The sequence below is a fragment of the Streptomyces sclerotialus genome (genome assembly GCF_040907265.1).
GTDB classification, from domain to species: Bacteria; Actinomycetota; Actinomycetes; order Streptomycetales; family Streptomycetaceae; genus Streptomyces; species Streptomyces sclerotialus.
Window position 1 is genome coordinate 5,142,584 of sequence record NZ_JBFOHP010000002.1, and the last position, 24,868, is coordinate 5,167,451.

22 protein-coding genes are annotated in these 24,868 nt (G+C 72.7%); 12 read left to right on the top strand and 10 right to left on the bottom strand.

Features of this window, described 5'->3' with window-relative positions; genetic code table 11:
- The first annotated feature begins 157 nt into the window (after positions 1 to 157).
- From AAC944_RS22900 to AAC944_RS22915, 4 genes are all read left to right on the top strand, one after another.
- Entirely contained in the window at positions 158 to 1,453 is a 1,296-nt protein-coding gene (locus AAC944_RS22900) for a DUF2786 domain-containing protein (RefSeq protein ID WP_030623325.1), read from the top strand.
- 114 nt (positions 1,454 to 1,567) lie between these two features.
- Positions 1,568 to 2,392 (top strand): SAM-dependent methyltransferase, encoded by an 825-nt coding sequence (locus AAC944_RS22905; RefSeq protein WP_030623321.1) that lies wholly within the window; start codon positions 1,568 to 1,570, stop codon positions 2,390 to 2,392.
- A gap of 71 nt (positions 2,393 to 2,463) precedes the next feature.
- Entirely contained in the window at positions 2,464 to 2,685 is a 222-nt protein-coding gene (locus AAC944_RS22910; RefSeq protein WP_196943329.1) for a hypothetical protein, read from the top strand.
- Positions 2,686 to 2,818: 133 nt separating this feature from the next.
- Positions 2,819 to 3,496 carry an SDR family NAD(P)-dependent oxidoreductase gene (locus AAC944_RS22915; protein WP_078888941.1) on the top strand — a complete coding sequence of 226 codons (678 nt, stop codon included), beginning with the start codon at positions 2,819 to 2,821 and terminating at the stop codon, positions 3,494 to 3,496.
- On the opposite strand, the gene AAC944_RS22920 is transcribed toward AAC944_RS22915, so the two are convergent.
- The 3 genes from AAC944_RS22920 to AAC944_RS22930 form a co-directional block, all read right to left on the bottom strand.
- Positions 3,415 to 4,716, bottom strand: coding sequence for a Shedu anti-phage system protein SduA domain-containing protein (locus AAC944_RS22920; RefSeq protein ID WP_078888945.1), 1,302 nt, complete (start codon positions 4,714 to 4,716; stop codon positions 3,415 to 3,417). The genes AAC944_RS22915 and AAC944_RS22920 overlap by 82 nt on opposite strands.
- Before the next feature lie 43 nt (positions 4,717 to 4,759).
- Complete coding sequence (gene msrA / locus AAC944_RS22925; protein ID WP_030623312.1) at positions 4,760 to 5,425, bottom strand: peptide-methionine (S)-S-oxide reductase MsrA; 666 nt, start codon at positions 5,423 to 5,425, stop codon at positions 4,760 to 4,762.
- 115 nt (positions 5,426 to 5,540) lie between these two features.
- Positions 5,541 to 6,683 (bottom strand): hypothetical protein, encoded by a 1,143-nt coding sequence (locus AAC944_RS22930; protein WP_030623310.1) that lies wholly within the window; start codon positions 6,681 to 6,683, stop codon positions 5,541 to 5,543.
- A 194-nt stretch (positions 6,684 to 6,877) separates the two neighbouring features.
- Here AAC944_RS22930 and AAC944_RS22935 point away from each other — a divergent pair, with 194 nt between their 5' ends.
- The gene (locus AAC944_RS22935; protein WP_030623307.1) at positions 6,878 to 8,038 is read left to right on the top strand and encodes a cystathionine gamma-synthase; all 1,161 of its coding nucleotides are present in this window, start codon (positions 6,878 to 6,880) and stop codon (positions 8,036 to 8,038) included.
- A gap of 151 nt (positions 8,039 to 8,189) precedes the next feature.
- On the opposite strand, the gene AAC944_RS22940 is transcribed toward AAC944_RS22935, so the two are convergent.
- The 3 genes from AAC944_RS22940 to AAC944_RS22950 form a co-directional block, all read right to left on the bottom strand.
- Positions 8,190 to 8,441 carry a hypothetical protein gene (locus tag AAC944_RS22940; RefSeq protein ID WP_030623305.1) on the bottom strand — a complete coding sequence of 84 codons (252 nt, stop codon included), beginning with the start codon at positions 8,439 to 8,441 and terminating at the stop codon, positions 8,190 to 8,192.
- On the bottom strand, positions 8,438 to 8,923 hold the full coding sequence (locus tag AAC944_RS22945; protein WP_030623302.1) for a sigma factor-like helix-turn-helix DNA-binding protein: 486 nt from the start codon (positions 8,921 to 8,923) through the stop codon (positions 8,438 to 8,440). The genes AAC944_RS22940 and AAC944_RS22945 overlap by 4 nt, the downstream gene beginning before the upstream one ends.
- Before the next feature lie 148 nt (positions 8,924 to 9,071).
- The gene (locus AAC944_RS22950) at positions 9,072 to 9,572 is read right to left on the bottom strand and encodes a MarR family winged helix-turn-helix transcriptional regulator (RefSeq protein ID WP_030623299.1); all 501 of its coding nucleotides are present in this window, start codon (positions 9,570 to 9,572) and stop codon (positions 9,072 to 9,074) included.
- 156 nt (positions 9,573 to 9,728) lie between these two features.
- Here AAC944_RS22950 and ilvA point away from each other — a divergent pair, with 156 nt between their 5' ends.
- The 3 genes from ilvA (at position 9,729) to AAC944_RS22965 (ending at position 13,229) form a co-directional block, all read left to right on the top strand.
- On the top strand, positions 9,729 to 11,036 hold the full coding sequence (gene ilvA, locus AAC944_RS22955; protein ID WP_078888940.1) for a threonine ammonia-lyase: 1,308 nt from the start codon (positions 9,729 to 9,731) through the stop codon (positions 11,034 to 11,036).
- A 238-nt stretch (positions 11,037 to 11,274) separates the two neighbouring features.
- Entirely contained in the window at positions 11,275 to 12,363 is a 1,089-nt protein-coding gene (locus AAC944_RS22960) for a daunorubicin resistance protein DrrA family ABC transporter ATP-binding protein (protein ID WP_030623292.1), read from the top strand.
- Entirely contained in the window at positions 12,360 to 13,229 is an 870-nt protein-coding gene (locus tag AAC944_RS22965) for an ABC transporter permease (RefSeq protein WP_051872363.1), read from the top strand. The genes AAC944_RS22960 and AAC944_RS22965 overlap by 4 nt, the downstream gene beginning before the upstream one ends.
- Before the next feature lie 115 nt (positions 13,230 to 13,344).
- Here the strand turns inward: AAC944_RS22965 and greA are convergent, their stop codons facing one another.
- Complete coding sequence (greA, locus tag AAC944_RS22970) at positions 13,345 to 13,842, bottom strand: transcription elongation factor GreA (RefSeq protein ID WP_030623286.1); 498 nt, start codon at positions 13,840 to 13,842, stop codon at positions 13,345 to 13,347.
- A 268-nt stretch (positions 13,843 to 14,110) separates the two neighbouring features.
- Positions 14,111 to 14,530, bottom strand: coding sequence for a DUF4307 domain-containing protein (locus AAC944_RS22975; protein ID WP_030623283.1), 420 nt, complete (start codon positions 14,528 to 14,530; stop codon positions 14,111 to 14,113).
- A 108-nt stretch (positions 14,531 to 14,638) separates the two neighbouring features.
- Between AAC944_RS22975 and mca the strand changes: the two genes are divergently transcribed.
- Together mca and AAC944_RS22985 are read left to right on the top strand one after the other, a co-directional pair.
- Positions 14,639 to 15,511 carry a mycothiol conjugate amidase Mca gene (gene mca / locus AAC944_RS22980; protein ID WP_030623280.1) on the top strand — a complete coding sequence of 291 codons (873 nt, stop codon included), beginning with the start codon at positions 14,639 to 14,641 and terminating at the stop codon, positions 15,509 to 15,511.
- 4 nt (positions 15,512 to 15,515) lie between these two features.
- Positions 15,516 to 15,818 (top strand): RAMP4 family protein, encoded by a 303-nt coding sequence (locus tag AAC944_RS22985; protein ID WP_107054255.1) that lies wholly within the window; start codon positions 15,516 to 15,518, stop codon positions 15,816 to 15,818.
- A 377-nt stretch (positions 15,819 to 16,195) separates the two neighbouring features.
- On the opposite strand, the gene AAC944_RS22990 is transcribed toward AAC944_RS22985, so the two are convergent.
- Complete coding sequence (locus tag AAC944_RS22990; RefSeq protein WP_107054258.1) at positions 16,196 to 19,462, bottom strand: tetratricopeptide repeat protein; 3,267 nt, start codon at positions 19,460 to 19,462, stop codon at positions 16,196 to 16,198.
- Positions 19,463 to 19,653: 191 nt separating this feature from the next.
- Between AAC944_RS22990 and AAC944_RS22995 the strand changes: the two genes are divergently transcribed.
- Positions 19,654 to 21,684 carry a thioredoxin domain-containing protein gene (locus AAC944_RS22995; RefSeq protein WP_030623251.1) on the top strand — a complete coding sequence of 677 codons (2,031 nt, stop codon included), beginning with the start codon at positions 19,654 to 19,656 and terminating at the stop codon, positions 21,682 to 21,684.
- Positions 21,685 to 22,078: 394 nt separating this feature from the next.
- Here AAC944_RS22995 and trhA read toward each other — a convergent pair whose 3' ends face one another.
- On the bottom strand, positions 22,079 to 22,801 hold the full coding sequence (gene trhA, locus AAC944_RS23000) for a PAQR family membrane homeostasis protein TrhA (protein ID WP_030623248.1): 723 nt from the start codon (positions 22,799 to 22,801) through the stop codon (positions 22,079 to 22,081).
- Positions 22,802 to 23,030: 229 nt separating this feature from the next.
- On the opposite strand from trhA, the gene AAC944_RS23005 reads away from it, so the two are divergent.
- A complete protein-coding gene (locus tag AAC944_RS23005; protein ID WP_030623245.1) occupies positions 23,031 to 24,857 on the top strand; it encodes a phosphoenolpyruvate carboxykinase (GTP) in 1,827 nt (608 codons plus the stop codon).
- The last annotated feature ends 11 nt before the right edge of the window (positions 24,858 to 24,868 follow it).

The following is a 24,868-nucleotide window of genomic DNA, read 5'->3' on the forward strand; positions in this document are numbered from 1 at the left end:
GAGAACCCTGAGTCCGGGCCCGTGTGTCCGCACGGGCTCCGGCAGCTGATGACCTGACGGCTTCCCCGGCCGCACGCGGGCGGCACCCCGGACCCCGGTCCGGAGTGCCGCCCGCCGTCGTTTCGGGCCGCGCCGTACGCGTACGTACAGTGACCCGGTGGCTGACAAGGGCAAGGGGCGCGGCGGGCGCCGGGAGAACGGGCCGGCGGACGGGACCGCGGAGACCGTGGCACGCGTACTGGGCACGGTCCGGTACGCCGCCGACGGACGGCCCGCCGAGGACGCCGTCGAGACCGGCGCCTCGGCGCTGAGCGCGGACCCGGCGGGCCCCGAGGCCGTGAGCCGGGCGCTGCTGGCCGCCGCCGCGGCGGCCGTGCGCGCCTGCTGGGAGGGCGGCTGGCACCCCGCCGACCTGGTACGCCTCGCACGGCGCGCGGGCGTCCCCGCCGAGCCGGCCGCCGACCTGATCGCCGCCGAGCTCCGCCGCTACCCCGCCGACGGCCTCCCGCCCCGCTGGGCCGGCCAGCTGCGCGAGGCGGGCGCCGAGGCCTGGTGGCCGGACGACGGCGGCTACCTGGACGCGCTCGCCCGGCGCCGCCGCACCACCCGCTTCGAGACGCTCTGCGACGTCCTCGAAGTGCTGCGCTTCCTCGGCCGGCTGCCCCGGATCACGCCGACCGGCCCGCTCCCCGGGGAACCGGGCGCCCGGGCGGCCGGTACGCCTGCAGGCACAGGTACGGGCGGAGGCGCCGGTACGGGCGCGCCCGCCGCGGAGCCGCGCGTCCTCGGCCGCATCCGCGGCCTGCTCGCCAAGGCCGAGTCCACCGCCTTCCCCGAGGAGGCCGAGGCGCTCTCCGCGAAGGCCCAGGAACTGATGGCCCGGCACAGCGTCTCCGAAGCGCTGCTCGCGGGCGCCTCGCCCGCCGGCGGCCCCGGCACCCTGCGCATCGGCATGGAGGGCCCGTACGAGAGCACCAAGGCGCTGCTGCTGGACGCGGTGGCCGTCGCCAACCGCTGCCAGGCCGTCTGGTCCCCGGAGGCCGCCTTCACCACCCTCGTCGGCTTCCCGCCCGACCTGGACGCCGCCGAACTGCTCTACACCTCCCTCCTGGTGCAGGCCACCACGGCCATGAACCGGGCCGCCGACGCGCGGCACACCCGTGGCAGGTCCCGCCGCACCAAGGACTTCCGCCAGTCCTTCCTCGCCGGGTACGCGGCGCGCATCCGCGACCGTCTCACCGACGCGGCCGGGCACGCCACCGCCGAGGCCGCCGAGGAGACGCCGGACCTGCTGCCGGTGCTGGCCGCCCGGGACCTCGCGGTCCAGGAACGCACCGGCGCGCTCTTCCCCGAGACCACGGCCGTACGGATGCGGGGCGTACGGGACGCGGAAGGCCTCCACCAGGGCATGGCAGCCGCGGACCGCGCCCGGCTGGACTCCGGCGGCCGGTAGCGCCGTAGCCGTACGGCTGGCACCCCGATCGTCCCAACTGCCTCACTGGTAACGTCACTTACCGATGGCCCGGTACGCGTGTACGTACCGGCACCGGCCGCGAGGGGAGCGGACATGGCGGACGGCGACGGACACGTGGAGACGGCGTCCCGGATCAACACCGGGGTCGCGCACAACGCACGGGTCTGGAACCACTGGCTCGGCGGCAAGGACAACTACGCCGTCGACCGCCAGGTCGGCGACCATGTCACCGGCCTGTACCCGAGCATCGGCGACGTGGCCCGCGCCGACCGTGCCTTCCTCGGCCGGGCCGTGCGCCACCTCGCCGGCGAGGCCGGCATCCGCCAGTTCCTCGACATCGGGACCGGCCTGCCCACCGCGGACAACACCCACGAGGTCGCCCAGCGCGTCGCGCCCGACTCCCGCGTGGTCTACGTCGACAACGACCCCATCGTCCTCGCGCACGCCCGCGCGCTGCTCACCAGCGCGCCCGGCGGCGCCACCGACTACGTCGACGCGGACGCGCAGGACCCGGACTCGATCCTCCACGCGGCCGCCCGCACCCTGGACTTCAGCCGGCCCGTCGCGGTCATGTTCCTCGGCATCCTCAACTTCGTCGTCGACACCGAGCGGGCGCAGCACACCGTGGACCGGCTGCTCGCCGCCGTACCGTCCGGCAGCCACCTCGTCCTCACCCACCCCACCCTCGAACTGGGCGGCGAGGGCAACGCCGAGGCCATGCGCTTCTGGAACGAGCACGCCACCCCGCCGATCACCGCCCGCACCGGCGAGCGCATCGCCCGTTTCGCCGAGGGCCTGGAACTGCTCCCGCCCGGCCTGGTCTCCTGCACCCGCTGGCGGCCGGACCCGGCCTCCGCCGGCGGCCCGGCCGAGCCCCCGGAGGTCGCCCAGTACGCCCTGGTGGCCCGCAAGCCGTGACGTGTGCACGGTATTCGTACGCGTTAGCGAGGCGTTAGCGGATCACCAGCGCCCACGGGCAGGGTGCCGGTATGCCGATCACCGCACGCGCCGCTGTTCCCCGTCGCGCCGTCCTGGCCTCGGTGCTGGCCGCGGCGGCGGTGTCCCTGACCGCCTGCCGGGACGACGGCACGGGCGTCCGCCCCATCCCCGACTCCTCCTCGCCGCCGGACTACGCCCCGTCCCCGCACGCGTCCACTCCGCCTACGCCACGACCGCCCACCCCACCGCCCGCGGAGCTCCCTCATCCATGAGGCATCGATGAGGCATCCATGAGGACGCGTACGGACGCACTCGCCTGGGCACACAAAGGGGGCGCACCCGACAAGTGATCAGCCGGCGCGGCCGTGGCAGTTCCGGGTCCCGCCGGCGCGGAGAGGAGCAGCGGTGGCCAGGACGCTCGTGGTGGTCGGTGCCGGGCCGGGGCGGGGAATGGGGGTGGCCCGCGCGTTCGGCCGCCATGGCTTCCGGGTCGGACTCATCGCCCGTACGAAAGACCGGCTCGACACCCAGGTCGCCGAGCTGGCCGGGCTGGACATCGCGGCGGCCGCGTTCCCCGCCGACATCCGGGACCGGGACGCGCTGGCCGCGGCCCTCGCCCAGGCGACCGAGACGCTCGGCCCGCCCGACGTACTGGACTACGGCCCGGGCCCCTCCGGCCCGGTCACCCACGCCGCGCAGACCACCGCCGCCGCGGCGGCCGCCCAGTTCGACCTCTACGTCCTGGGCGCGATCACCGCCGTCGGCCAGGTACTCCCCGACATGCTCGCCCGCGCCTCCGGCACCCTCCTGCTCACCACGGGCCCCGCGGCACACACCCCCACCCCGACCCACGCCAACGAGGCCCTGGCCATGGCCGCCCTCCACCACTACGCCCGCTCACTCCACACCGAACTGACCCCGCACGGCATCCACGTGGGCGCGGTCACCATGACGTCCCCGCCGCCCACTCCAGCAGCGGCCGACGCACTCGGCGACAGCTACTACTCCCTGTACGCACACGGCACCCCCGCCGAGGCAGTGATCGGCCCCACGGGCGCCACCACCACCCGGCCGCCGGCCTGAGCCGGCTCAGTGCCTGTCTCCACCTCCAGCGCCCGTTCCGCGTTGTCGACCAACTCCTTGTAGGTGACGACCTCGACGCGGTTCAGGTGGGTGTTGAGCGTGCGCAGAGCTTCGTTGATCTCTTCTTCGGCCGCTTCGGGTTGCAGGGCCGGATGGCCGATCAGGACGAGAGCGCTTGCCCGGCGAGTTTCGATGCCCAGTTCGTCGCGAATGCGGAGTCTGTGTTCGTCCAGGCCGACCAGATAGTTCACCGCTTGGCTCACGGCATCGTGCACCTCAGCCGTAGGGACCCAACACCCGCGATGCCTCTTGACGAGGGAGCCACGGAGGCCCATGGCACGCTTCAACTCGACGACGTGAAGGGCCCCGTCGCCTCGTATGAGGGGGATGTCGACCTCGTCACCCGGTACCAGTCTGCGCTGCACCGCTTGGCCCACGAACTGGCCCCCGAAAATCCAATGCTGCCCTGCCAAGGCGTGTTGCAGGTCGTGTTCGCTCGCTGCGGGGTCCTCTGCCGCTTTGCGGAGAGCTTTCAGGTCCCGTCGGCGGCGCTGGATCTCCGCGGCGCGGAGGAGCAGCTGCCCCTCCTTGTCCGCGGCCAGGACCGCGAGCGCGTCGGGATTCAGAACGATGCGGCGGGCGGTCTCCTCGGGGACCTCCACGTCGATCCGCTCCCGGAAGACCTGTTCCAACCATGCGGCGACCTCGGCCATGCCGCGAAGGATCCGGTACCGGCTCGGACGTTCCCCGGACGGTTGCATGAAGCGCGCGTCCTGGCCGACGGCCCGAACATGGGCCAGTACCTCGCCCACCGTTGCGCCGGGGTTGTCCTCGAAGTGTTTCTCTCCGAGCTGTGTGAAGAACTCCAGGCTGGCAGAGAGCGTCCGTGCCAAGTAGTCCTGTGCATGGCTCACCGGCTCCGTCGACCGCCGGAAACGCTCGTACCGCTCTTCGAAGTCCGGCTGGAAAATGCGGCCTTCCGCGTAGTCCAGCGAGTCCTGTAACAGGCGTACGGCCTGCCACTCCTCCGTGGCCGCTGCCACCGAACGTGCGCGTTCCAGTAAGGTCACGAGCGCTCGGCCGCCCCTGCGGTGACGGCTCTTACCGCCGTGCATGTGCTGGAAGACGGCTTCGAGCGCTTTCCTGACGACCTCACTCTCGGCGCGGTCCAAGACGTGTTCCAGCTGCAGCTGGAGCGATAAGTCAGATCTGACGTCCATGCGGGGGATTGTGATACCCGGCACTGACAGTGGTGCTCAGGGGTCAGCCGTCGGCCGGGGCCACTCCCACCGGGCAGCTCACGCCCGTGCCGCCGATGCCGCAGTAGCCTGCGGGGTTCTTGTCGAGGTACTGCTGGTGGTAGGCCTCGGCCGGGTAGAAGGGGCGGGTGGCGGCGGGGAGGATCTCGGTGGTGATGGTGCCGTGGCCGGCGGCCGACAGGACCTTCTGGTAGGCGTCGCGGGAGGCCTCGGCCGCCGTGGCCTGCTCCGCGGAGTGGGTGTAGACCGCCGAGCGGTACTGGGTGCCGACGTCGTTGCCCTGGCGGAAGCCCTGGGTGGGGTCGTGGGACTCCCAGAAGATCTTGAGCAGGGCGGCGTAGGAGACCTTCGAGGGGTCGAAGACGACGCGGACCGCCTCGGTGTGGCCGGTGTGGCCGCTGCAGACCTCTTCGTACGTGGGGTTCGGGGTGTGGCCGCCCTGGTAGCCGACGAGGGTGGTCCAGACGCCTTCGGTCTGCCAGAACTTGCGCTCGGCGCCCCAGAAGCAGCCCAGGCCGAAGTCGGCCACCTCGAACCCTTCCGGGTACGGGCCGAGCAGCGCGTTGCCGAGGACGGTGTGGCGGTCGGGGACCGTGAACTCCGGCTCGGGGCGGCCCTTCAGCGCCTCCTCGGCGGAGGGGAGGTGGTTCTTGAAGCGGGAGAACAGCATCGGGATCAGGCTCCGGGGAGGGGAGGGACGGGTCGGGGTCGGTCGTGATCCTGAGAACGCTCCGCGCGGGGCGGGAATTCCGGGGGCGGGACGGGCCGAGGACGGACCGGAGCGGTCAGGACGGCGGGAGGGTGGCCGGGGTGCCGCCCTGGGACTCCCAGCCGGCGACCGCGAGGGCGCGGTAGGTGGCGTAGACGGCGGCCGGGTGCGGGTCGTAGGACCAGGGCACGGCGCCGACGTGGCCGTCGACGTGCCGCAGCTGCTCCATCGCCTCGGCGTACCGCTCCGCCTGGACGAGGAACCAGACGAGGAGGTGGCGGACGTGCGGCGCGACCGGGTGGTCGGCGGGGGCCTGGCGCAGCGCGTAGTGCGCGCCCTCGATGGCGCGCTCGACCACCGCGCTCTGGAAGAGGCTGCGGACCATGTTGGCCTCGGGGAGGTGGTCGAAGACGGAGAAGAGGGGCAGGGCGGGGAGGAGCGACTTCGCGGGGGCGCCCGCCGCGGCGCGCTCGGTGAAGGCGTCGGCGTCCTCCTTGGAGCCGTGCCACTTCTCCGACCAGTACGGGAGTGCCGCGAGGTGCGCGCCCATGTGGTGCGGGGCGCGCTGGACGACCTTGGACCACAGCTCCTCGTAGTCGGGGCGGCGGTCGCCCAGGCCGCGGGCCACGGCCAGCTCGATGATGTACGGCACCGGGCTGCCGGGGGCCAGCAGCCGCGCCTCCTGGCAGACCGTACGGGCCTCCTCCAGGATCATGCGGAAGTCCTGGGAGCCGGGGTCGCGCAGCGCCTGGACCACGAGGAACTGCGCGTGCGTCTGGGCGCCGCCGGAGTCCTTCGGCTTCTCGGAGCGCCACGTGCGCAGCCAGATGCCGCCCATGGAGCCGCCCGGTGCCTCGGAGTGCGGGCCCGGAGCGCCGCCCTGTCCGGGCGCCGTCGCGAACGCCGCCGCGCCCGCCAGCGTCTGTACGCGCTGCCACCGGCGCTCGTCGCCCTCGGGGGTGTCCGCCAGCAGCCGGGACGCCGGCCGCCAGTCCTGGGTACGGGCGATCTCGGCCAGCGTCTCCGCCAGCTCCGGGTCGGGCCCCGGCAGCCGTACGTCCAGCTGCTCGGCGGGGACGAAGCCGTAGTCCGCCATCGGGTCGGCGGCCGCCGCCATGCCCCGGCCGGCCTGCTGGAGCGCGCGCCGGCGCCGTGCCAGGGGGTAGCCGATGACGCCCACGAGGACGAGGAGGGCGAGGAGAAGGAGCAGTACGTCCATGAGGAGTCGTTTCCAGGTCGGGTCGTCAGGCGCGCGGCGCCGGGGCGGCGCGGGCGGTGCGGTGGCTTTCCGGGCTCTTCGGTTGCTGTGCGGTGTCCGTCGGTGGCACGTGTGTGTCCACTTGTATCCACTCTCCAGCGAAGCAGAAAGTTCCTGGGGGTGCGCCGGCGCCGGGACGACTACCCTCGGCAGGCATGAGTGATCAGCGCGGACAGCGCCACCAGCACTTCGAAACCCTCGCCATCCACGCGGGGCAGGAAGCCGACCGGGCGACGGGTGCGGTATCGGTGCCCATCTACCAGGTCTCGACGTACAAGCAGGACGGGGTCGGCGGCCTGCGCGGCGGTTACGAGTACAGCCGCAGCGCCAATCCGACGCGTACGGCCCTGGAGGAGAACCTCGCGGCCCTGGACGGCGGCCGCCGCGGCCTCGCCTTCGCCTCCGGCCTGGCCGCCGAGGACTGCCTGCTGCGCACCCTGCTCGTCCCCGGTGACCACGTCGTCATCCCCGACGACGCGTACGGCGGCACGTTCCGCCTCTTCGCCAAGGTCGCCGAGCGCTGGGGCGTGGAGTGGTCCGTCGCCTCCTCCTCCGACCCGCGGGCCGTACGGGAGGCGGTCCGGCCGCGTACGAAGGCCATCTGGGTCGAGACGCCCAGCAACCCGCTGCTCGGCATCACCGACATCGCGGCCCTCGCCGACGTCGCGCGGACCGCGGGCGCGAAGCTCGTCGTCGACAACACCTTTGCCAGCCCTTACCTCCAGCAGCCGCTCGCGCTCGGCGCCGATGTCGTCGTGTACTCCACCACCAAGTACATGGGCGGTCACTCCGACGTGGTGGGCGGCGCGCTGGTCGTCAACGACGACGCGCTCGGCGAGGAGCTGGCCTTCCACCAGAACGCCATGGGCGCGATCGCCGGGCCCTTCGACGCCTGGCTGGTGATGCGCGGCATCAAGACGCTCGCCGTACGGATGGACCGGCACAGCGAGAACGCCACGCGCGTCGCCGAACTGCTCGCCTCGCACCCGAAGGTGACCAAGGTCTACTACCCGGGGCTGCCCGAGCACCCGGGGCACGAGACCGCCGCCAAGCAGATGAAGGCCTTCGGCGGCATGGTGTCCTTCCAGGTCGCGGGCGGGGAGCAGGCCGCGGTCGACGTCTGCGACCGGGCGCGGCTGTTCACCCTGGGCGAGTCGCTGGGCGGCGTGGAGTCGCTGATCGAGCACCCGGGCCGGATGACGCACGCCTCGGCCGCCGGCTCCGCGCTGGAGGTACCGGCCGACCTGGTCCGCCTCTCGGTCGGCATCGAGTCCGTCGACGACCTGCTCGCGGACCTGACGCAGGCGCTGGGCTGACCCGCCCCGCACGTACCGGCCCGGAAGCCCATCGCATCCGGGCCGGTGCGCCGTCCGGAGGGTGCGCCGTCCGGAGGTGCGTTCCACCGCCCTTCCGGCGTCACCGCCCTTCCGGCGTCACCACCCTTCCGGCGTCACCGCCCTTCCGGCGTCACCACCCTTCCAGCGGCGGCGTCGTCCGCGACGGCGGCGGCACCCACGGCTGCTGGGTGACCGCCCAGACCGTGAACGCCACGGCCGCCAGGAACAGCAGCAGCCAGCCGGTCCGGCCCAGCCGTCGGCGCCGCAGCAGCAGCCGGCGCCCGCGTACGGCGGCGCGCAGCGCGAGATCGGGCGGGACCGGGGAGTGCGGTCCGTCGAGCATCCGCCGCACCTCCGCCTCCTTGCGGTCGGGCGGACTCACGGTGCCACCGCCCCGGCACCCGAGGCGGACGGGGGCGCGGCGCCGCGCCGGGTGCTGCGCATCTCGGCGACGGCCCGCAGGCACAGGGCGTGCACGCGCTCGGCGGGCAGTCCCAGGAGGGCCGCGGTCTGCTCCTCGGCCACGCCCTCGTACAGCCGCAGGACGAGAATCAGCCGTTCCTGCGGCGCGAGCCGGTCCAGCAGGCCGCCGCGGGGCCGCCGGTGGCGCCACGCCGTACGGGCGAAGTGCGCGGCCAGCTCCTGGCGGGTGCGGTCGTAGGGGTCCTCCCCGCGCAGCCGGTCCCAGTACGCGTACGTACGGGACAGCGCGGTCGTCAGCAGTTCCTCGGCGACCGGTGCCGCGCCGGACGGTTCCCCCGTCAGCAGCGTGGCCGTGTGCAGCAGCCGGCCCGCCGCGCCCGCCACGAAGGCCTCGAAGTCCTGGGCGCGGCGGCGCTCCTGAGCAGCCCGCCGCTCTCGCACAGTGCCTCCCGGTAGGGGCCTGGCTCACGGGGCAGGCCCTCGCGGGCCCGGCGGCCCGGTCATGGCTCCATGGCACGGCAGTACGGGCACGGGGGTCAAGAGCCGTGCGGCAGGTGGCGCGTCCGGCGAGGCGGCGCCCGGGTGCGGCTCAGGAAGCCGGCGCCCCGGGGGACAGTGATGCCGTCACCGTCGAGAGCGAGGCATTGAAGCGCGTCAGGAGCGTGGTGAAGGCGTTGCGCTCCTCCTCGCTCCACTCCTCCGTGACCAGCGCCATCAGCTCGCGGCGCGAGGCGCGCACCTCCTCCAGGCGGGCCCGGCCGCGCTCGGAGAGCTGCAGGACGACCGCGCGCCCGTCCTCGGGGTGCGAGGCGCGGGTGACCAGCCCTGCGTCGACCAGCGGCGCGACCTGGCGGGTGACCGTCGAGGAGTCGATGCCCATGCCGGCGGCCAGGGCCTTGACGCCCATCGCGCCCTCCTGGTCGAGCCGGTTGAGCAGCAGGTAGGCGGCGCGGTCCATGGAGTTGCGTGCCTGCCCGACACCGCCGAGCCGGCTCTGTTCGGCGCGGCGGGCGAAGACGGCGACTTGATGTTGCAGCGCGTCAAGAAGAGCGGGATCGGTGTGGGTCGTCATGTCCGAAGAGGTGGGCATGGCCGGATGCTCGCTTCATGGGGGTGCGTACGGATTGGGGGACAGAGTACGCGGCCCGCGGGAGGACCGTACCGGCGGCGACCAAAGATGTACGGGTACGGGCCGGGTCTCCCGGCCGCGGGCGCCCGCCGCGGCGCGAGCTGTAAGACTGGCGCCATGGCCGATCACACGCCGCAGACGCCCGCTTCCGCCGCTCCCGGGACCGCCGGTCCCGCGACGGCCGCCCCCGCCCCGGGAACCGCGGAGGCACCAGGGGTGCTTCCCGCCGTCACGCTTGACGACATCCACGGTGCGCAGAAGCTGCTGTCCGGGGTGAGCCGGTCCACGGTGCTGGAGGGCAGCCGCTTCCTGTCCGGGCTGGTGGGCTCGCCGGTCCACTTCAAGTGCGAGAATCTCCAGCGCACCGGCTCGTTCAAGATCCGCGGTGCGTACGTCAGGATCGCCGGGCTGTCGCAGGAGGAACGTTCCTCCGGAGTGGTCGCGGCGAGCGCGGGGAACCACGCGCAGGGCGTGGCGCTGGCCGCCTCCCTGCTCGGCGTCCACTCGACCGTCTTCATGCCCGAAGGGGCCCCGCTGCCCAAGGTCGCCGCGACCCGCGACTACGGAGCCGAGGTGCGGCTGCACGGCCAGGTCGTCGACGAGACGCTGGCCGCGGCGCAGCAGTACGCACAGGAGACGGGCGCGGTCTTCATCCACCCCTTCGACCACCGCGACATCATCGCGGGACAGGGCACGGTCGGCCTGGAGATCCTGGAGCAGTGCCCCGAGGTCCGCACGATCGTGGTCGGCATCGGCGGCGGCGGGCTCGCCGCGGGCATCGCGGTGGCCGTCAAGGCCGTCCGGCCCGACGTACGGATAGTCGGGGTGCAGGCGGCCGGCGCCGCCGCATACCCGCCCTCGCTGGCCGCCGGACGGCCCGTCGCGATCGAGTCCCCGGCGACGATGGCCGACGGCATCAAGGTCGGACGGCCGGGCGACGTACCGTTCGGCATCATCGGCGAACTGGTCGACGAGGTCCGCACGGTCTCCGAGGACGCGCTCTCCAGTGCGCTGCTGCTCTGCCTGGAGCGGGCCAAGATGGTCGTCGAGCCGGCCGGGGCCAGCCCGGTCGCTGCGCTGCTGTCCGAGCCGGGGGCCTTCCAGGGCCCGGTGGTCGCGGTGCTCTCCGGCGGCAACGTCGACCCGCTCCTCATGCAGCGCATCCTGCGCCACGGCATGGCGGCCGGCGGCCGCTACCTCTCGCTGCGGCTGCGCCTGACGGACCGGCCGGGCGCGCTGGCGACGCTGCTGGGTGTGCTGTCCGGGATGGACGCGAACGTGCTCGACGTCCAGCACGTACGGACCGATCCGCGGCTCGGCATCACCGAGGCCGAGGTCGAACTGCACCTGGAGACCCAGGGACCCGAGCACTGCACGGAGGTCGGCACGGCGCTCCGCGAGGCGGGCTACACGGTGATCCCCTGACCGCCCGCTGAACCGTGCCGGGCACGATTGCCCGGAGACAGCGGAGGATCCGACGGCCGGTGCCCGGGGCACCGGCCGTCGGCGTTCTCGGAAGAGCCTCCGGAGGGGGCTGTTCCTGTGGCGCAATCGTGATGTCGGCGCAATCGTGGCGTTCCGTGCCGCCGGTCGCCCGCCGAGCGGGTGAAATCCGGCAAACGTAATATTTTTCTCGAAACCCCCAAACCCTGGGAGGGCCTGGATGCCAGGCGCTATTTACGCCGAGGGCCTCGTGAAGACCTTCGGCGACGTGAGGGCTCTGGACGGTGTCGACATCGACGTCCCCGAAGGGACCGTCCTCGGTCTGCTCGGTCCGAACGGTGCCGGGAAGACCACCACGGTGCGGGTCCTGACGACCCTGCTGCGGCCCGACCGCGGCAGGGCGGAGGTGGCCGGGATCGACGTACTGGAGCGCCCCGACGACGTGCGGCGCGCGATCGGCCTGTCCGGCCAGTTCGCCGCCGTCGACGAGTACCTGACCGGCCGGGAGAACCTCACCATGGTCGGCCGGCTGTACCAGATGAGCGCGAAGGCGGCGAAGGCGCGGGCCGGCGAACTGCTGGACCGCTTCCACCTCGCCGACGCGGGCGACCGGCCGGCGAAGACCTACTCCGGCGGCATGCGGCGCCGCCTCGACCTGGCCGCCGCGCTGGTCGTCAGCCCGCCCGTGATGTTCATGGACGAGCCGACCACAGGCCTGGACCCGCGCAACCGCCAGGAGCTGTGGGACGTGATCCAGGAGCTGGTCGCGGGCGGCACGACGCTGCTGCTCACCACGCAGTACCTGGAGGAGGCCGACCACCTCGCGCACGACATCTGCGTGGTCGACCACGGCCGGGTCATCGCGCGCGGCACCTCCGACCAGCTCAAGGCGCAGACCGGCGGCGAACGCGTCGAGGTCGTCGTGCACACGCCCGGCCGACTGGGCACGGCGGAGGAGGTACTGCGCGGCTTCGGCACGGGCGCGGCCAAGGTGGAGCGGCACACCCGCAAGATCACCGTGCCGGTCACCGGCGGCGCCAGGCTCCTCGCGGAGGTCATCCGGGAACTGGACCTCCGGGGCGTCGAGATCGACGACGTCGGGCTGCGCCGCCCGACCTTGGACGACGTCTTCATCTCGCTGACCGGCCATGCGGCCGAGACCCCCGCGGAGGACGAGGAGGACGGCGACGGCCCGGCGGACGACGGCTCCGGCGCGGCGGCAGCCGCCGGCCGCGGCAGGGGCCGGCGCAGGAGCAGAGGCGAGGGCAGGGGCAGAGACCGGCGGGCGGCGCGGGAGGCGGCGAAGTGAGCACGGTGACGGGAGCGGAGCGGCGGCCCCGGCCCCCGCGGCCGCACGGCGGCATCGGCCGGTCCGTACGGGACTCGCTGGTGGTCGCCGAGCGCAACCTGATCAGGATGGCGCGCATCCCCGAGATGGTCGTCTTCGGCCTGGTGCAGCCGATCATGTTCGTGGTGCTGTTCAGCTACGTCTTCGGCGGCGCGATCCAGCTGCCGGGCGGGCAGGGACCGATCGACCCCGCGCGGTACCGCGAGTTCCTGATGGCGGGCATCTTCGCGCAGACCGTCACCTTCGCCACGGCGGGCGCGGGTGCCGGCATCGCGGACGACATGCACAAGGGCCTCATCGACCGCTTCCGGTCGCTGCCGATGGCCCGCGGCGCGGTCCTCACCGGGCGGACCCTCGCCGACCTCGTGCAGACGGCCCTCACCCTCGTCGTGCTCGCGGCCGTCGCGCTGATCATCGGCTGGCGCACGCACGGGAACCTCGGCAAGGTCCTGGCCGGATTCGGCCTGTTGCTCCTGCTCGGCTACGCCTTCTCGTGGATCGGCGCGCTGATCGGGCTGTCCGTACGGACCCCGGAGGCGGCCACCTCCGGCGGCCTGATCTGGCTCTTCCCGCTGACCTTCATCTCCAACGCGTTCGTGCCGTCGGACTCCATGCCGGCGTTCCTGCGGCACATCGCCGAGTGGAACCCCTTCAGCGCCACGGTGCAGGCGGCGCGCGACCTCTTCGGCAATCTGCCGCCCGGCTATCCGGTACCGGACGCCTGGCCCATGCAGCACCCGGTCCTGGCCTCGGTGGCCTGGTCGGTCCTGATCATCGCGGTCTTCCGCACCCTGTCGGTACGGAAGTACCGGTCGGCGACGGCGTGAGCCGCGCGGCGCGGGCCGCGTGCGGACACGTCGAGGGCCCGGGTCCGCCGACCCGGGCCCTCGGTGGTGCGGTGCGGCCGCCGCGCGTCGCGGACGCGGCCGGGATCCGCGGGGCTCAGCCCGAGTAGGGCTTGGCCTCCAGGATCTTGACGGCCGCCTTCTTGCCGTTGGGCAGCTCGTACTCCGCGGTCTCGCCGATCTTCTTGCCGTTGACCCCGGTGCCCAGCGGCGACTGCGGGGAGTAGGTCTCGATGTCCGAGCTCGCGTACTCCCGCGAGGCCAGCAGGAACTCCAGCGTGTCGTCCGGGTCTCCGTCGAACGCGATGGTGACGACCATCCCCGGGGCCACGACGCCGGTGGCGGCGGGAGCCTCGCCGACCTTCGCGGTCTCCAGCAGCTGCTTGAGCTGGCGTACGCGGAGCTCCTGCTTGCCCTGCTCCTCCTTGGCCGCGTGGTATCCCGCGTTCTCCTTCAGGTCACCTTCCTCGCGGGCCGCCGCGATCTTTTCGGTGATCTCGTCGCGGGCAGGACCAGACAGGTACTCCAGCTCGGCCTTGAGCTGGTCGTACGCCTCCTGGGTCAGCCAGGTGACGTTGTCGCTGGTCTGGGTCACAGGTGCTCCTCGTCGGTACTGGGGATAAATCAAACGCCCTACGCAGGAAGGCTTGCGCCTTCTCGGGTGGGCGAAACCACGAGCCTAACAATTCCGGCACAAAAGGGGGAGCGGTAAACCGCAAAAAACGCGTCACCGCTGGTCAGCCTTCTTTCGGGCGTGGTCGCCCGACACGCGGAAACGATCATGCACGAAGGGGGCGCGAACTGCTAGGGAGTTTCCGTGCGGCGCCGGCCGCCGGCGGTCAGCCCCGGCATCGCACCTGGCCTCAGTCCTGGCCCTGGGCGCCCGAGGCCGTACATCCGACCAGTTCGGCGTTGGTCGCCCGGGCCGTCGTCCGGATCGTGACCACCGTGTCGACCTGGCCCTTCGCCTGCTCGACCGGGACGTCCTTGCGGCCGACCTCGGCGCCGTCGGCGGACTGCGAGCGGAGCGTGCACACGCCCTTCGCGTCGGTGTCCTTGACGACCTCCAGATGCGCCTGCACCGCCGAGTCGGAGACGACCTTGTACGAGACCAGGCGGCCGCTGAGGTCCTGCCCGGTGATGTAGGAGATGCCGAACCAGGCGATCACGCCGATCAGTGCGGCGCCGAGCACCGCGCCGATGACCTTGAGCTTGCGGTCGGCCCGCTCGTCGGCGGTACGGCCGTACCGTCCGTCGGGCAGTCCGTCGCGCACCGCGGCCATGATCTTCCTCCTGGTAAGGGGAACCTGGAAATATTCGCCCCCTCGCTTCGGTCACTATAGAAGGCGTCGTTCAACGGCGTCCCATGACCCTTGACTGAGGATCGAGTCTTGACTGAGCAGCTGCGAATGATGGCGGTGCACGCCCACCCCGACGACGAGTCGAGCAAGGGCGCGGCCACCATGGCCAAGTACGTGTCCGAGGGGGTGGACGTGCTGGTCGCCACCTGCACCGGGGGAGAGCGCGGCGACATCCTCAATCCCAAGCTCCAGGGCGACCCGTACATCGAGGCGCACATCCACGAGGTGCGCAAGAAGGAGATGGACGAGGCCCGGGAGATCCTGGGCGTGAAGCAGGAGTGGCTGGGCTTCGTGGACTCCGGGCTGCCCGAGGGCGACCCGCTGCCCGCACTGCCCGAGGGGTGCTTCGCGCTCCAGGACGTGGAGGCGGCGGCCGAGCCGCTGGTGAAGCTGATCCGCTCGTTCAAGCCGCAGGTCATCACGACGTACGACGAGAACGGCGGCTACCCGCACCCCGACCACATCATGACCCACAAGATCACGATGGTGGCCTTCGACGCGGCGGGCGACGCCTCGAAGTACCCGGACGCGGGCGAGCCTTACCAGCCGCTGAAGCTCTACTACAACCAGGGCTTCAACCGGCCGCGCACGGTCGCGCTCCACGAGGCGCTGCTGGAGCGCGGCATGGAGTCGCCGTACGGCGAGTGGCTGGAGCGCTGGAAGTCGTTCGAGCGCGCCGAGCGCACGCTGACCACCTACGTCCCCTGCGCGGACTTCTTCGAGATCCGGGACAAGGCGCTGATCGCGCACGCCACGCAGATCGACCCCGACGGCGGGTGGTTCCGCGTGCCGATGGAGATCCAGAAGGAGGTCTGGCCCACCGAGGAGTACGAGCTCGCCAAGTCTCTGGTGGACACCTCCCTCCCCGAGGACGACCTCTTCGCGGGCATCCGCAACAATTGACCTCATGATGAGCGCGACCAGCACCCTCGCCATGACTCATCTCGTCCCCCTCGCGAAGGACCTGGACGAGAACAAGGTGACCCCCGGAGTCCTCGGCTTCATCGTCTTCGCGGTCATCGGCGGCGCCGTCTGGCTGCTGATGAAGTCGATGAACAAGCACATGCGGAAGGTCGACTTCGAGGAGAAGCCGGGCGAGGCCGCCAAGGGCGACGGCCCGGCGGCGTCGGACAGGAGCGCTCCGGCCGCCCCGGCCAAGGGCGCTCCGGCCAAGGGCGCTCCGGCCAAGGGCGCTCCGAAGACGACCTGACCCGGCCGCCGGAGCCCTGACCCGGCTCCCGGGCCGGAGGCGCGGAACCGCCGCGGGCGAGCGCCCGCGGCGGCATCGGCCTGCCCGCTCGGCGGGACCGGCGCGCCTCTGCCGACGGGCTCCGGAGCGGCGCGCCTCTGCCGTCGGACTCCGGAGCGGGGTGTCTCTGTCGACGGGTTCCGGACCGGGGTGTCTCTGTCGACGGGTTCCGGAGCGGCGCGCCTCTGTCGACGGGTTCCGGACCGGGGTGTCTCTGCCGACGGGTTCCGGAGCGGGGTGTCTCTGCCGTCGGACTCCGGAGCGGGGTGTCTCTGCCGACGGGTTCCGGGCCGGAGGGCGCGCTCCTCAGGGCGGCGCGCCCTTCGGCCCGGGGCGGTCTACCCGACCCGTTCCAGGGAGACGCCCATGATCTCGCGGGCGTGGCGGGTGGGGACCATGCCCAGGCGCCAGGCCTGCCAGCCGGCCTCCAGCTCGACGCCCCGGTCCAGCAGCACGGCGTACGCCTCGGCGCAGTCCTCCAGCTTGGGGTCGCGGAGCGGGTGCGGGGAGCGCCGCAGCTCGGCCAGCTCCTCCTGGGCGACGGCCGTGCCGACCTCCGAACCGCCCGGCGAGGCCAGCGGCAGCAGCGTGCAGCGCAGGAAGCGGGCCCAGTCCTCGCCGCGCCGGTCGCCGTAGCCCGCGAAGATCTCCGCCGCCTCGTCGGCCAGCTCCAGGGCCTGCCCGGTCTTGCCGTTCCCCGCGTCGATGACCACCAGCTCCAGGCAGGACCACGCCTCGCTGTGCGGCACCCCGATCCGCTGGAAGTCCCGGCGGGCGTCCTGCAGCAGCTGGCGCGCGAAGCCGCTGTTGCGCAGCGAGCCGGTCTGCGCGGCCCGCAGATCGCGGGTGATCCGCCCGGAGTGGTGCCGCGCGCACGCCAGGCCGTACGCGTCCTGCATCCGGCTGAACATCGTGCGTGCCCGGTCCAGGTGGCGCACGCCCGCGTCCTTGTCGCCGTCCTCCTCCCGCGCCTGGCCGAGGTAGTACAGCGTCCAGGCCTCGCCGCGGGCGTCCTCGTGCCGGCGGTGCAGCGGCAGGGCCTGGTTCAGCTGGTCCACCGCGGCGGCCGGGTCGCCGTCCACCAGCCGGGCCCTGGCCAGCTGGGTCATCGCCCAGGCCTCGCCGCGCTCGTCGTGCGTGCGGCCGTACAGCTCCATCGCCTCCTGGAGCTCGCGCTCCGCGCGCGGCACGTCACCGTGGCGCAGACAGGCCTGCCCCAGCTGGAAGTGCGCCCACGCCTGGCCGTGCACGCTCTCGCTCTCGCGGTGCAGCTCCAGCGCCTCGTCGAGCAGCGCGAACGCCTCGGCCAGCCGCGCGCGGTCCCGCTCCACCGCCGCCAGTGCGTGCAGCGTCCATGCGCGGTCACCGCGCATGGCGTCCCCGCCCTGCATCTCCAGGGCCTCCCGCAGCTTCGCCGCGGCCTCCGTCGGATTGCCCTGCTGGTGGAGGGTGATGCCCAGGTCACGCAGGGCGCGGGCCGCGCCTGCCGGATGCTGCGCCTCGAAGTACAGGTCGACCACCGAGGACAGGGTCGTACGGGCCTTGTCCAGCTCGCCGAGCTGGCGGGCCGCGACGCCGGTACGCCACTGGACCGAGCGGGCCAGCAGGCCCTTGTCGGCGTCCTTCGTCAGCTCGTTCAGCTCGCCCAGGCGGTACAGGTCGCCGCGGAGCAGGCAGTAGTCGGCGAGCGCGCCGAGGAGGTGGGAGAGGGTGGCCTGGTCCACGTCCTGGTCGGCGTGGCGCAGCGCCGCCGTGATGAAGCTGGTCTCGTCGTCCAGCCACTGCAGCGCCGCGTCGAGCGAGGTGAAGCCGTGCGAGCCGAAGCGGTCGGCGCGGGTGGAGGTGTTCCCGTCCACCAGCCGGATGACGGAGTCCGCGAGCTCGGCGTAGCTCCGCAGCAGCCGCTCCTGGGCGGTGGCCCGCTCCGCCGGGTCCTCCTCGTCCAGCAGCCTCGCATGCGCAAAGTGGTGCACCTGGGAGTGCAGGCGGTACCGGCTGCCGCGGACGTGCTCGACCAACCCGGCCGCGACGAGCCTGCCCAGCCGCCGCTCCGCTTCCTCCTCCTCGACGCCCAGCAGCGCCGCCGCGGCAGCCGTGCCGAGGCTGGCCCGCCCGACCAGCGCCAGCCGGCGCAGCAGCCGCCGCTCGGCGTCCGGCTGGTCCGTGTACCGCAGCCACAGGGCCCGCTCCACGGCGGTCACCGGGCCGTAGGCCGCCAGGTCGGCCGCCAGCGTGGCGGGGTCGCGCGGGCCCAGCGAGGAGCCCGCCACCCGCAGCGGCAGCGGCAGTCCCGCGCACAGCTCACCGATCCGGCCCAGGGCCTCCGGGTCGTACGGCCCGGCCGCACCCTCCGCCGCGCTGCCGGCGGCGCGCAGCAGCTCCTCGGCGCCCGCGGTGTCCAGCGGGCCCACCGGCAGCTGGTGCACCCACGCCGACAGCCCGTCCGGCAGCTCCATCGGCTCCCGCGCCGTGACCAGCACCAGGGACTCCGAACGGTCCGGCACCAGGGTGCGGACCTGCTCCGGGTCGGTGGCGTCGTCCAGCAGGACCACCACCGGGAGGTTGGTCAGATGCTGGTGGTACAGCTCCGTCAGCCGCTTCACGTGCTGCTCCGGCGAGGGCCGCTCGCGGAACAGCAGCTGCTCGCGCGGCGCCCCGAGGCGGTTCAGCAGGTGCAGCAGCGCGTCCCGGGTGGGCAGCGGGGCCTCGCCCGGGGTCTCGCCGCGCAGGTCCACCACGCACGCGCCGCGGAACTGGTCGCGCAGCTGCCGCGCGGCCCGCACCGCGAGCGCCGTACGCCCCGAGCCGGGCTCGCCGTGCAGCACCACCACCGTCGGCCTGGTCTCCGTACTGGCCCGGGCGGCGTGCACCCACTGGGTGATCTGCGTCAGCTGGGCCCGCCGCCCGGCGAACGGGCCGCCCGGGTCGGGGAGCTGCTGGAAGGACTCGGCCAGCACCGACCGGCGGCGGGCCGCCGCACTGCGGTCCCCGCCGCGCAGCTGGGGCCCGCGCCCGGTGGTGCCGGAGCCCTGGCCGGCGCCGGACGCGCCGCTGCGGTTCGCCGCCGTCAGCACCCGCTGCTGGTCCAGGAAGGGACGGATGCCGCGCACCTCCAGGGCCGTGAGCCACTGCAGCCGCAGCTGCTCGGGGCCGCCCGGCTGGCCGCGCATCCCCGCCTGGCGGTGCGCGGCGGGCCAGTGTCCCGCGGTGAGCTTCAGGACCGTCGCCGCGGCGCCCGCGACGGCGACCGCGGCCCCGGTGCCCAGCGCCGGGCCGGGTCCCGTGCCGTACGCCAGGTCGGCGGCGACGGCGGTGGCCGCGGCGACCAGCGTGACCACCGCGGGGGTGCCCGTCTCCTTGCGGGTCAGCCGCTCGGTCAGCGGGCGGCGCGCCGCGGCCGCCTCGTCCAGCGCACCCACGTACGCGGCGTACTCCTCCGCCGCGCCGGCCGCCAGCCGGTCCAGTGCAGCGCGCGCCCTGGCGAGCAGCACGCCCGCGTCGACGCGCCCGCCCGAGCGGCGCACCTCCTCCTCGACCGCGCGCGCCATCAGCGCGTCCGCGTCCGCGCGATGAGCGTCCCGCAGGACGCCCGGTGAGCCCGTCATCCGCATCCCCCTCCAGCGATGATCGCTTTGTACACCCAGTCTTCCGCCTCGGCGGCGAATCCGGCAGCCCTGTGGATAACTCCGCCGGGACGTGACACACGGACCATGGCCGATCCGCCGTGCCGGGCATTGCGGGCCCCGGCGGATCCGCCTCGCACGTCCCGGGCGCGCCCGTGAGAGAGGATGGCCCCATGCCGAACCGCCTGGCTCATGAGACTTCCCCGTATCTGCTCCAGCACGCCGAGAACCCGGTCGACTGGTGGCCGTGGTCCGCCGAGGCGTTCGAGGAGGCGCGGCGGCGCGGCGTCCCGGTGCTGCTCAGCGTCGGGTACAGCAGCTGCCACTGGTGTCACGTCATGGCACACGAATCGTTCGAGGACGAGGCCACGGCGGCGCTGCTGAACGACAACTTCGTGTCGGTGAAGGTGGACCGGGAGGAACGTCCGGACGTCGACGCCGTCTACATGGAGGCCGTGCAGGCGGCGACCGGTCACGGGGGCTGGCCGATGACGGTCTTCCTCACGCCGGACGCCGAGCCGTTCTACTTCGGTACCTACTTCCCGCCCGAGCCGCGCCACGGCATGCCCTCGTTCTCCCAGGTCCTGGAGGGTGTGAAGGCCGCCTGGGCGGACCGCAGGGACGAGGTCGGCGAGGTCGCGGGAAAGATCGTGCGCGACCTCGCGGACCGTTCGCTGGCCGCCGCCGGGGTCCAGCCGCCCGGGCGGGAGGACCTGATGGCCGCCCTCATGCAGCTGACCCGGGAATTCGACGCGACCCGCGGCGGGTTCGGCGGCGCGCCGAAGTTCCCGCCGTCGATGGTGCTGGAATTCCTGCTGCGGCACCACGCCAGGACGGGTTCCGAAGGCGCGCTCGACATGGTCAGGGCCAGCTGCGAGGCGATGGCGCGCGGCGGCATCTACGACCAGCTCGGCGGCGGTTTCGCGCGCTATTCCGTGGACGCGGAATGGGTCGTGCCGCACTTCGAGAAGATGCTCTACGACAACGCGCTGCTGTGCCGGGCCTACGCCCACCTCTGGCGGGCCACGGGCTCCGGACTCGCCCGCCGCATCGCCCTGGAGACCGCCGACTTCATGGTCCGCGAACTCCGCACCGACCAGCTCGGGTTCGCCTCGGCGCTGGACGCCGACAGCGACGACGGCACGGGACGGCACGTGGAGGGGGCGTACTACGTGTGGACCCCGGAGCAGCTGGCCGAGGTGCTGGGGGAGCAGGACGCCCAGGTGGCCGCCGACTACTTCGGGGTCACCGAGGAGGGCACCTTCGAGGAGGGCGCCTCGGTGCTCCAGCTGCCCGACACCGAGGGGCTGCAGGACGCCGGGCGGATCGCCGCCATCAAGGAACGGCTGCTCGCCGCACGCGAGGAGCGGCCCCGCCCCGGCCGGGACGACAAGGTCGTGGCCGCCTGGAACGGCCTGGCCATCGCCGCGCTCGCGGAGACCGGCGCGTACTTCGACCGCCCCGACCTCGTCCAGGCCGCGACCGACGCCGCCGACCTGCTCGTCCGCGTCCACATGGACGGCCAGGCGCGGCTGCACCGCACCTCGCGCGACGGCGTTCCCGGCGCCAACTCCGGAGTGCTGGAGGACTACGCCGACGTCTCCGAGGGGTTCCTCGCGCTGGCCCAGGTCACCGGCGAGGGCGTGTGGGCGGACTTCGCCGGCCTCCTCCTGGACACCGTGCTGATCCGTTTCCGGGGCCCGGACGGCTCGCTGTACGACACGGCCGACGACGCCGAGGCGCTGATCCGCCGCCCCCAGGACCCGACCGACAACGCGACGCCCTCGGGCTGGACCGCGGCGGCCGGTGCGCTGCTCTCCTACGCGGCGCTCACGGGCAGCACACCGCACCGGGAGGCCGCCGAGGCGGCGCTCGGCATCGTCAAGGCGCTCAGCGGCCGCGCGCCGCGCTTCATCGGCTGGGGGCTCGCGGTCGCCGAGGCGCTGCTGGACGGCCCGCGCGAGGTCGCGGTGATCGGCTCGTACGACGACGAGGCCACCCGCGAGCTGCACCGCACCGCGCTGCTGACCACGGCGCCCGGCACGGTGGTCGCGGTCGGCGACCCGGGGAGCGAGGAGGTGCCGCTCCTGAAGGACCGGCCGCTGGTGGCCGGCCGGCCCGCCGCCTACGTGTGCCGCGACTTCACCTGCGAGCGGCCGACCACCGACCCGGGCGAGCTGGCGGAGCGCCTGAAGGAGCGGTGACCGGAGGAGCGGACCCGCCGCCGTACCGCTGTACGGTGCGGGGCCTCGCGCCCCGGCGGGAACGCGCCGGGCCCGCCGCCGGTCGGTTCGCCGTCACCCGGTCGGCGTTCGCGGTCTCCCCGTTGTCAGTGGGATGTGTAACGCTCTAAGCGCGCACAGTCACATTCAGTGAGAACTGGAGGGGGTTTTGCGGATGCGTACCGCTATGCACACAGCGGTCGTTGCGGCCGCCGTGGTGTGTGTGGGCGGCTTCCTGCTGGGCGGTGCCGCGGTGGTCACCGCGCTGGTACTGGCCGGGGTGGCGGCCCTGACATGGCAAGTGGCCGCGGCGTCGAGGCCGCGGCCACGGTGGGGCAGGGTCGCGGAGAGCGCCGGGGGCGCTCCGGGGCCGGTGTCAGGCGTGCGAGTAGGCCACCAGCGAGATGCCCACGTAGTGCACGACGAACGCCGCCAGGGTGAAGGAGTGGAAGACCTCATGGAAGCCGAACCACCGAGGTGACGGGTTCGGGCGCTTGATCCCGTAGATCACGCCGCCCGCGCTGTAGAGCAGTCCGCCGACGATGACGAGCACGAGGACGGCGATGCCGCCCTTCTGCAGGAAGTCCGGGAGGAAGAAGACCGCCGCCCAGCCCATCGCGATGTAGCACGGCGTGTAGAGCCAGCGGGGCGCGCCGACCCAGAAGACGCGGAAGGCGATGCCCAGGGCGGCGGCCGCCCAGATGCCCCACAGCAGCAGGTCCCGGCGGCCTTCGGGGAGCAGCAGGATGGTCAGCGGGGTGTAGGTCCCCGCGATGATCAGGAAGATGTTGGCGTGGTCCAGCCGGCGCAGGATGCCGGTGACCCGCGGCCCCCAGTTGCCGCGGTGGTAGAGGGCGCTGACGCCGAAGAGCAGGCAGGCGCTGAGCGTGTAGACGCCGCACGCCACCCGCCCGCGGGTGCTGTCGGCGAGCGCGGTGAGTATGACCCCCGAGAAGAGCACGGCCGGGAACATTCCGGCGTGCAGCCATCCCCGCAGCTTGGGCTTGAACGGGGCGGCGAGCGCGGAGACCGCGGAGGTCACGGCCTGAGCTGTGCTTTCGGTCGTGTGGCCGGCGGTGGCTTCGGGCGCGGAAGACATGGCCGCCAGCCTATATACGCCACCGTAAGTTACGGATCAGTCCGTGAGTGGTGACGGTCACCAGGGGGCCCTCTGGACAGAATCCGGCCGGGGACGGATGATCATATGAGTGCGGTCGGCACCGGATGAGCGGTCACGAAGCGTCCGGGTCGCAGCCCCCAAGGGGCCAACATCTACATAAGCGGACATTGTGCTGATGTTCGCATAAACCCCTCATCTAGGAGCGATCGTGGCGCGCGACAACGCGGCTCCCTCCCACAAAAACCCGACCAATCACCAGGAGCTCATCGCCTGGGTCGATGAGATCGCGTCGATCACCCAGCCGGACCGCATCGTCTGGTGCGACGGCTCGGAGGCGGAGTACGAGCGCCTGTGCGAGGAACTGGTCGCCAAGGGAACGTTCAAGAAGCTCGACCCGATCAAGCGGCCCAACTCCTACTACGCGGCGTCCGACCCGAGGGACGTCGCCCGTGTGGAGGACCGCACCTTCATCTGTTCCGAGAAGGAGGAGGACGCCGGCCCGACCAACCACTGGCAGGACCCCGCGAAGATGCGCGAGGTCTTCACCGGTGAGGAGGGCATCTTCCGGGGCGCCATGCGCGGCCGGACGATGTACGTCGTCCCCTTCTGCATGGGTCCGCTGGGCTCGCCGCTCTCCGCGCTGGGCGTGGAGATCACCGACTCGGCGTACGTCGCCGTCTCGATGCGCACCATGACCCGGATGGGCCAGCCGGTCCTGGACGAGCTGGGCTCCGACGGGTTCTTCGTCAAGGCCGTGCACACCCTGGGCGCCCCGCTGGCCGAGGGCGAGCAGGACGTGCCCTGGCCCTGCAACTCCACCAAGTACATCTCGCACTTCCCCGAGGACCGCGAGATCTGGTCCTTCGGCTCCGGCTACGGCGGCAACGCCCTGCTCGGCAAGAAGTGCTACGCGCTGCGCATCGCCTCCGTCATGGCGCGCGACGAGGGCTGGCTGGCCGAGCACATGCTGATCCTCAAGCTCACCCCGCCGCAGGGTGAGGCGAAGTACGTCGCGGCCGCGTTCCCGTCGGCCTGTGGCAAGACCAACCTCGCGATGCTGGAGCCCACGATCTCCGGCTGGACGGTCGAGACCATCGGCGACGACATCGCGTGGATGCGCTTCGGCGAGGACGGCCGGCTGTACGCGATCAACCCCGAGGCCGGCTTCTTCGGCGTCGCGCCCGGCACCGGCGAGCACACCAACGCCAACGCCATGAAGACCCTGTGGGGCAACTCCGTCTTCACCAACGTCGCGCTCACCGACGACGGCGACGTGTGGTGGGAGGGCATGACGGAGGAGATCCCCGCCCACCTCACCGACTGGAAGGGCAACGACTGGACCCCGGAGTCCGGGACCCCGGCGGCCCACCCCAACGCCCGCTTCACCACCCCGGCGGGCCAGTGCCCGATCATCGCGCCCGAGTGGGAGGACCCCAAGGGCGTGCCGATCTCGGCGATCCTCTTCGGCGGCCGTCGCGCCAGTGCCGTCCCGCTGGTCACCGAGTCCTTCGACTGGCAGCACGGCGTCTTCCTCGGTGCCAACGTCGCCTCCGAGAAGACCGCCGCGGCCGAGGGCAAGGTCGGCGAGCTGCGCCGCGACCCGTTCGCCATGCTGCCGTTCTGCGGCTACAACATGGGTGACTACATGGGCCACTGGGTCAAGATCGGCAAGACCGCCGACCCGGCCAAGCTGCCCAAGATCTACTACGTCAACTGGTTCCGCAAGAACGACGAGGGCAAGTTCGTCTGGCCCGGCTTCGGCGAGAACGGCCGCGTCCTGAAGTGGATCGTGGAGCGCCTGGAGGGCAAGGCCGAGGGCGTCGAGACCCCCATCGGCATCCTGCCGACCAAGGAGTCCCTGGACACCGACGGGCTGGACCTGCCGGACGCGGACCTGGACTTCCTGCTCAGCGTCGACAAGGACGTCTGGCGCGACGAGGCCTCGCTGGTCCCCGAGCACCTCAACACCTTCGGTGACCACACGCCGAAGGAGATGTGGGACGAGTACCGCGCGCTGGTGCGGCGTCTCGGCTAGCCGTCACGGCT

Coding starts and splice junctions, on each gene's coding strand:
- AAC944_RS22905 (WP_030623321.1), top strand. CDS start 1,568: ATGGCGGACGGCGACGGACACGTGGAGACGGCGTCCCGGATCAACACC.
- AAC944_RS22910 (WP_196943329.1), top strand. CDS start 2,464: ATGCCGATCACCGCACGCGCCGCTGTTCCCCGTCGCGCCGTCCTGGCC.
- AAC944_RS22920 (WP_078888945.1), bottom strand. CDS start 4,716: ATGGACGTCAGATCTGACTTATCGCTCCAGCTGCAGCTGGAACACGTC.
- msrA (WP_030623312.1), bottom strand. CDS start 5,425: ATGCTGTTCTCCCGCTTCAAGAACCACCTCCCCTCCGCCGAGGAGGCG.
- AAC944_RS22930 (WP_030623310.1), bottom strand. CDS start 6,683: ATGGACGTACTGCTCCTTCTCCTCGCCCTCCTCGTCCTCGTGGGCGTC.
- AAC944_RS22935 (WP_030623307.1), top strand. CDS start 6,878: ATGAGTGATCAGCGCGGACAGCGCCACCAGCACTTCGAAACCCTCGCC.
- AAC944_RS22950 (WP_030623299.1), bottom strand. CDS start 9,572: ATGCCCACCTCTTCGGACATGACGACCCACACCGATCCCGCTCTTCTT.
- ilvA (WP_078888940.1), top strand. CDS start 9,729: ATGGCCGATCACACGCCGCAGACGCCCGCTTCCGCCGCTCCCGGGACC.
- AAC944_RS22960 (WP_030623292.1), top strand. CDS start 11,275: ATGCCAGGCGCTATTTACGCCGAGGGCCTCGTGAAGACCTTCGGCGAC.
- AAC944_RS22975 (WP_030623283.1), bottom strand. CDS start 14,530: ATGGCCGCGGTGCGCGACGGACTGCCCGACGGACGGTACGGCCGTACC.
- AAC944_RS22985 (WP_107054255.1), top strand. CDS start 15,516: ATGATGAGCGCGACCAGCACCCTCGCCATGACTCATCTCGTCCCCCTC.
- AAC944_RS22990 (WP_107054258.1), bottom strand. CDS start 19,462: ATGACGGGCTCACCGGGCGTCCTGCGGGACGCTCATCGCGCGGACGCG.
- AAC944_RS22995 (WP_030623251.1), top strand. CDS start 19,654: ATGCCGAACCGCCTGGCTCATGAGACTTCCCCGTATCTGCTCCAGCAC.
- trhA (WP_030623248.1), bottom strand. CDS start 22,801: ATGTCTTCCGCGCCCGAAGCCACCGCCGGCCACACGACCGAAAGCACA.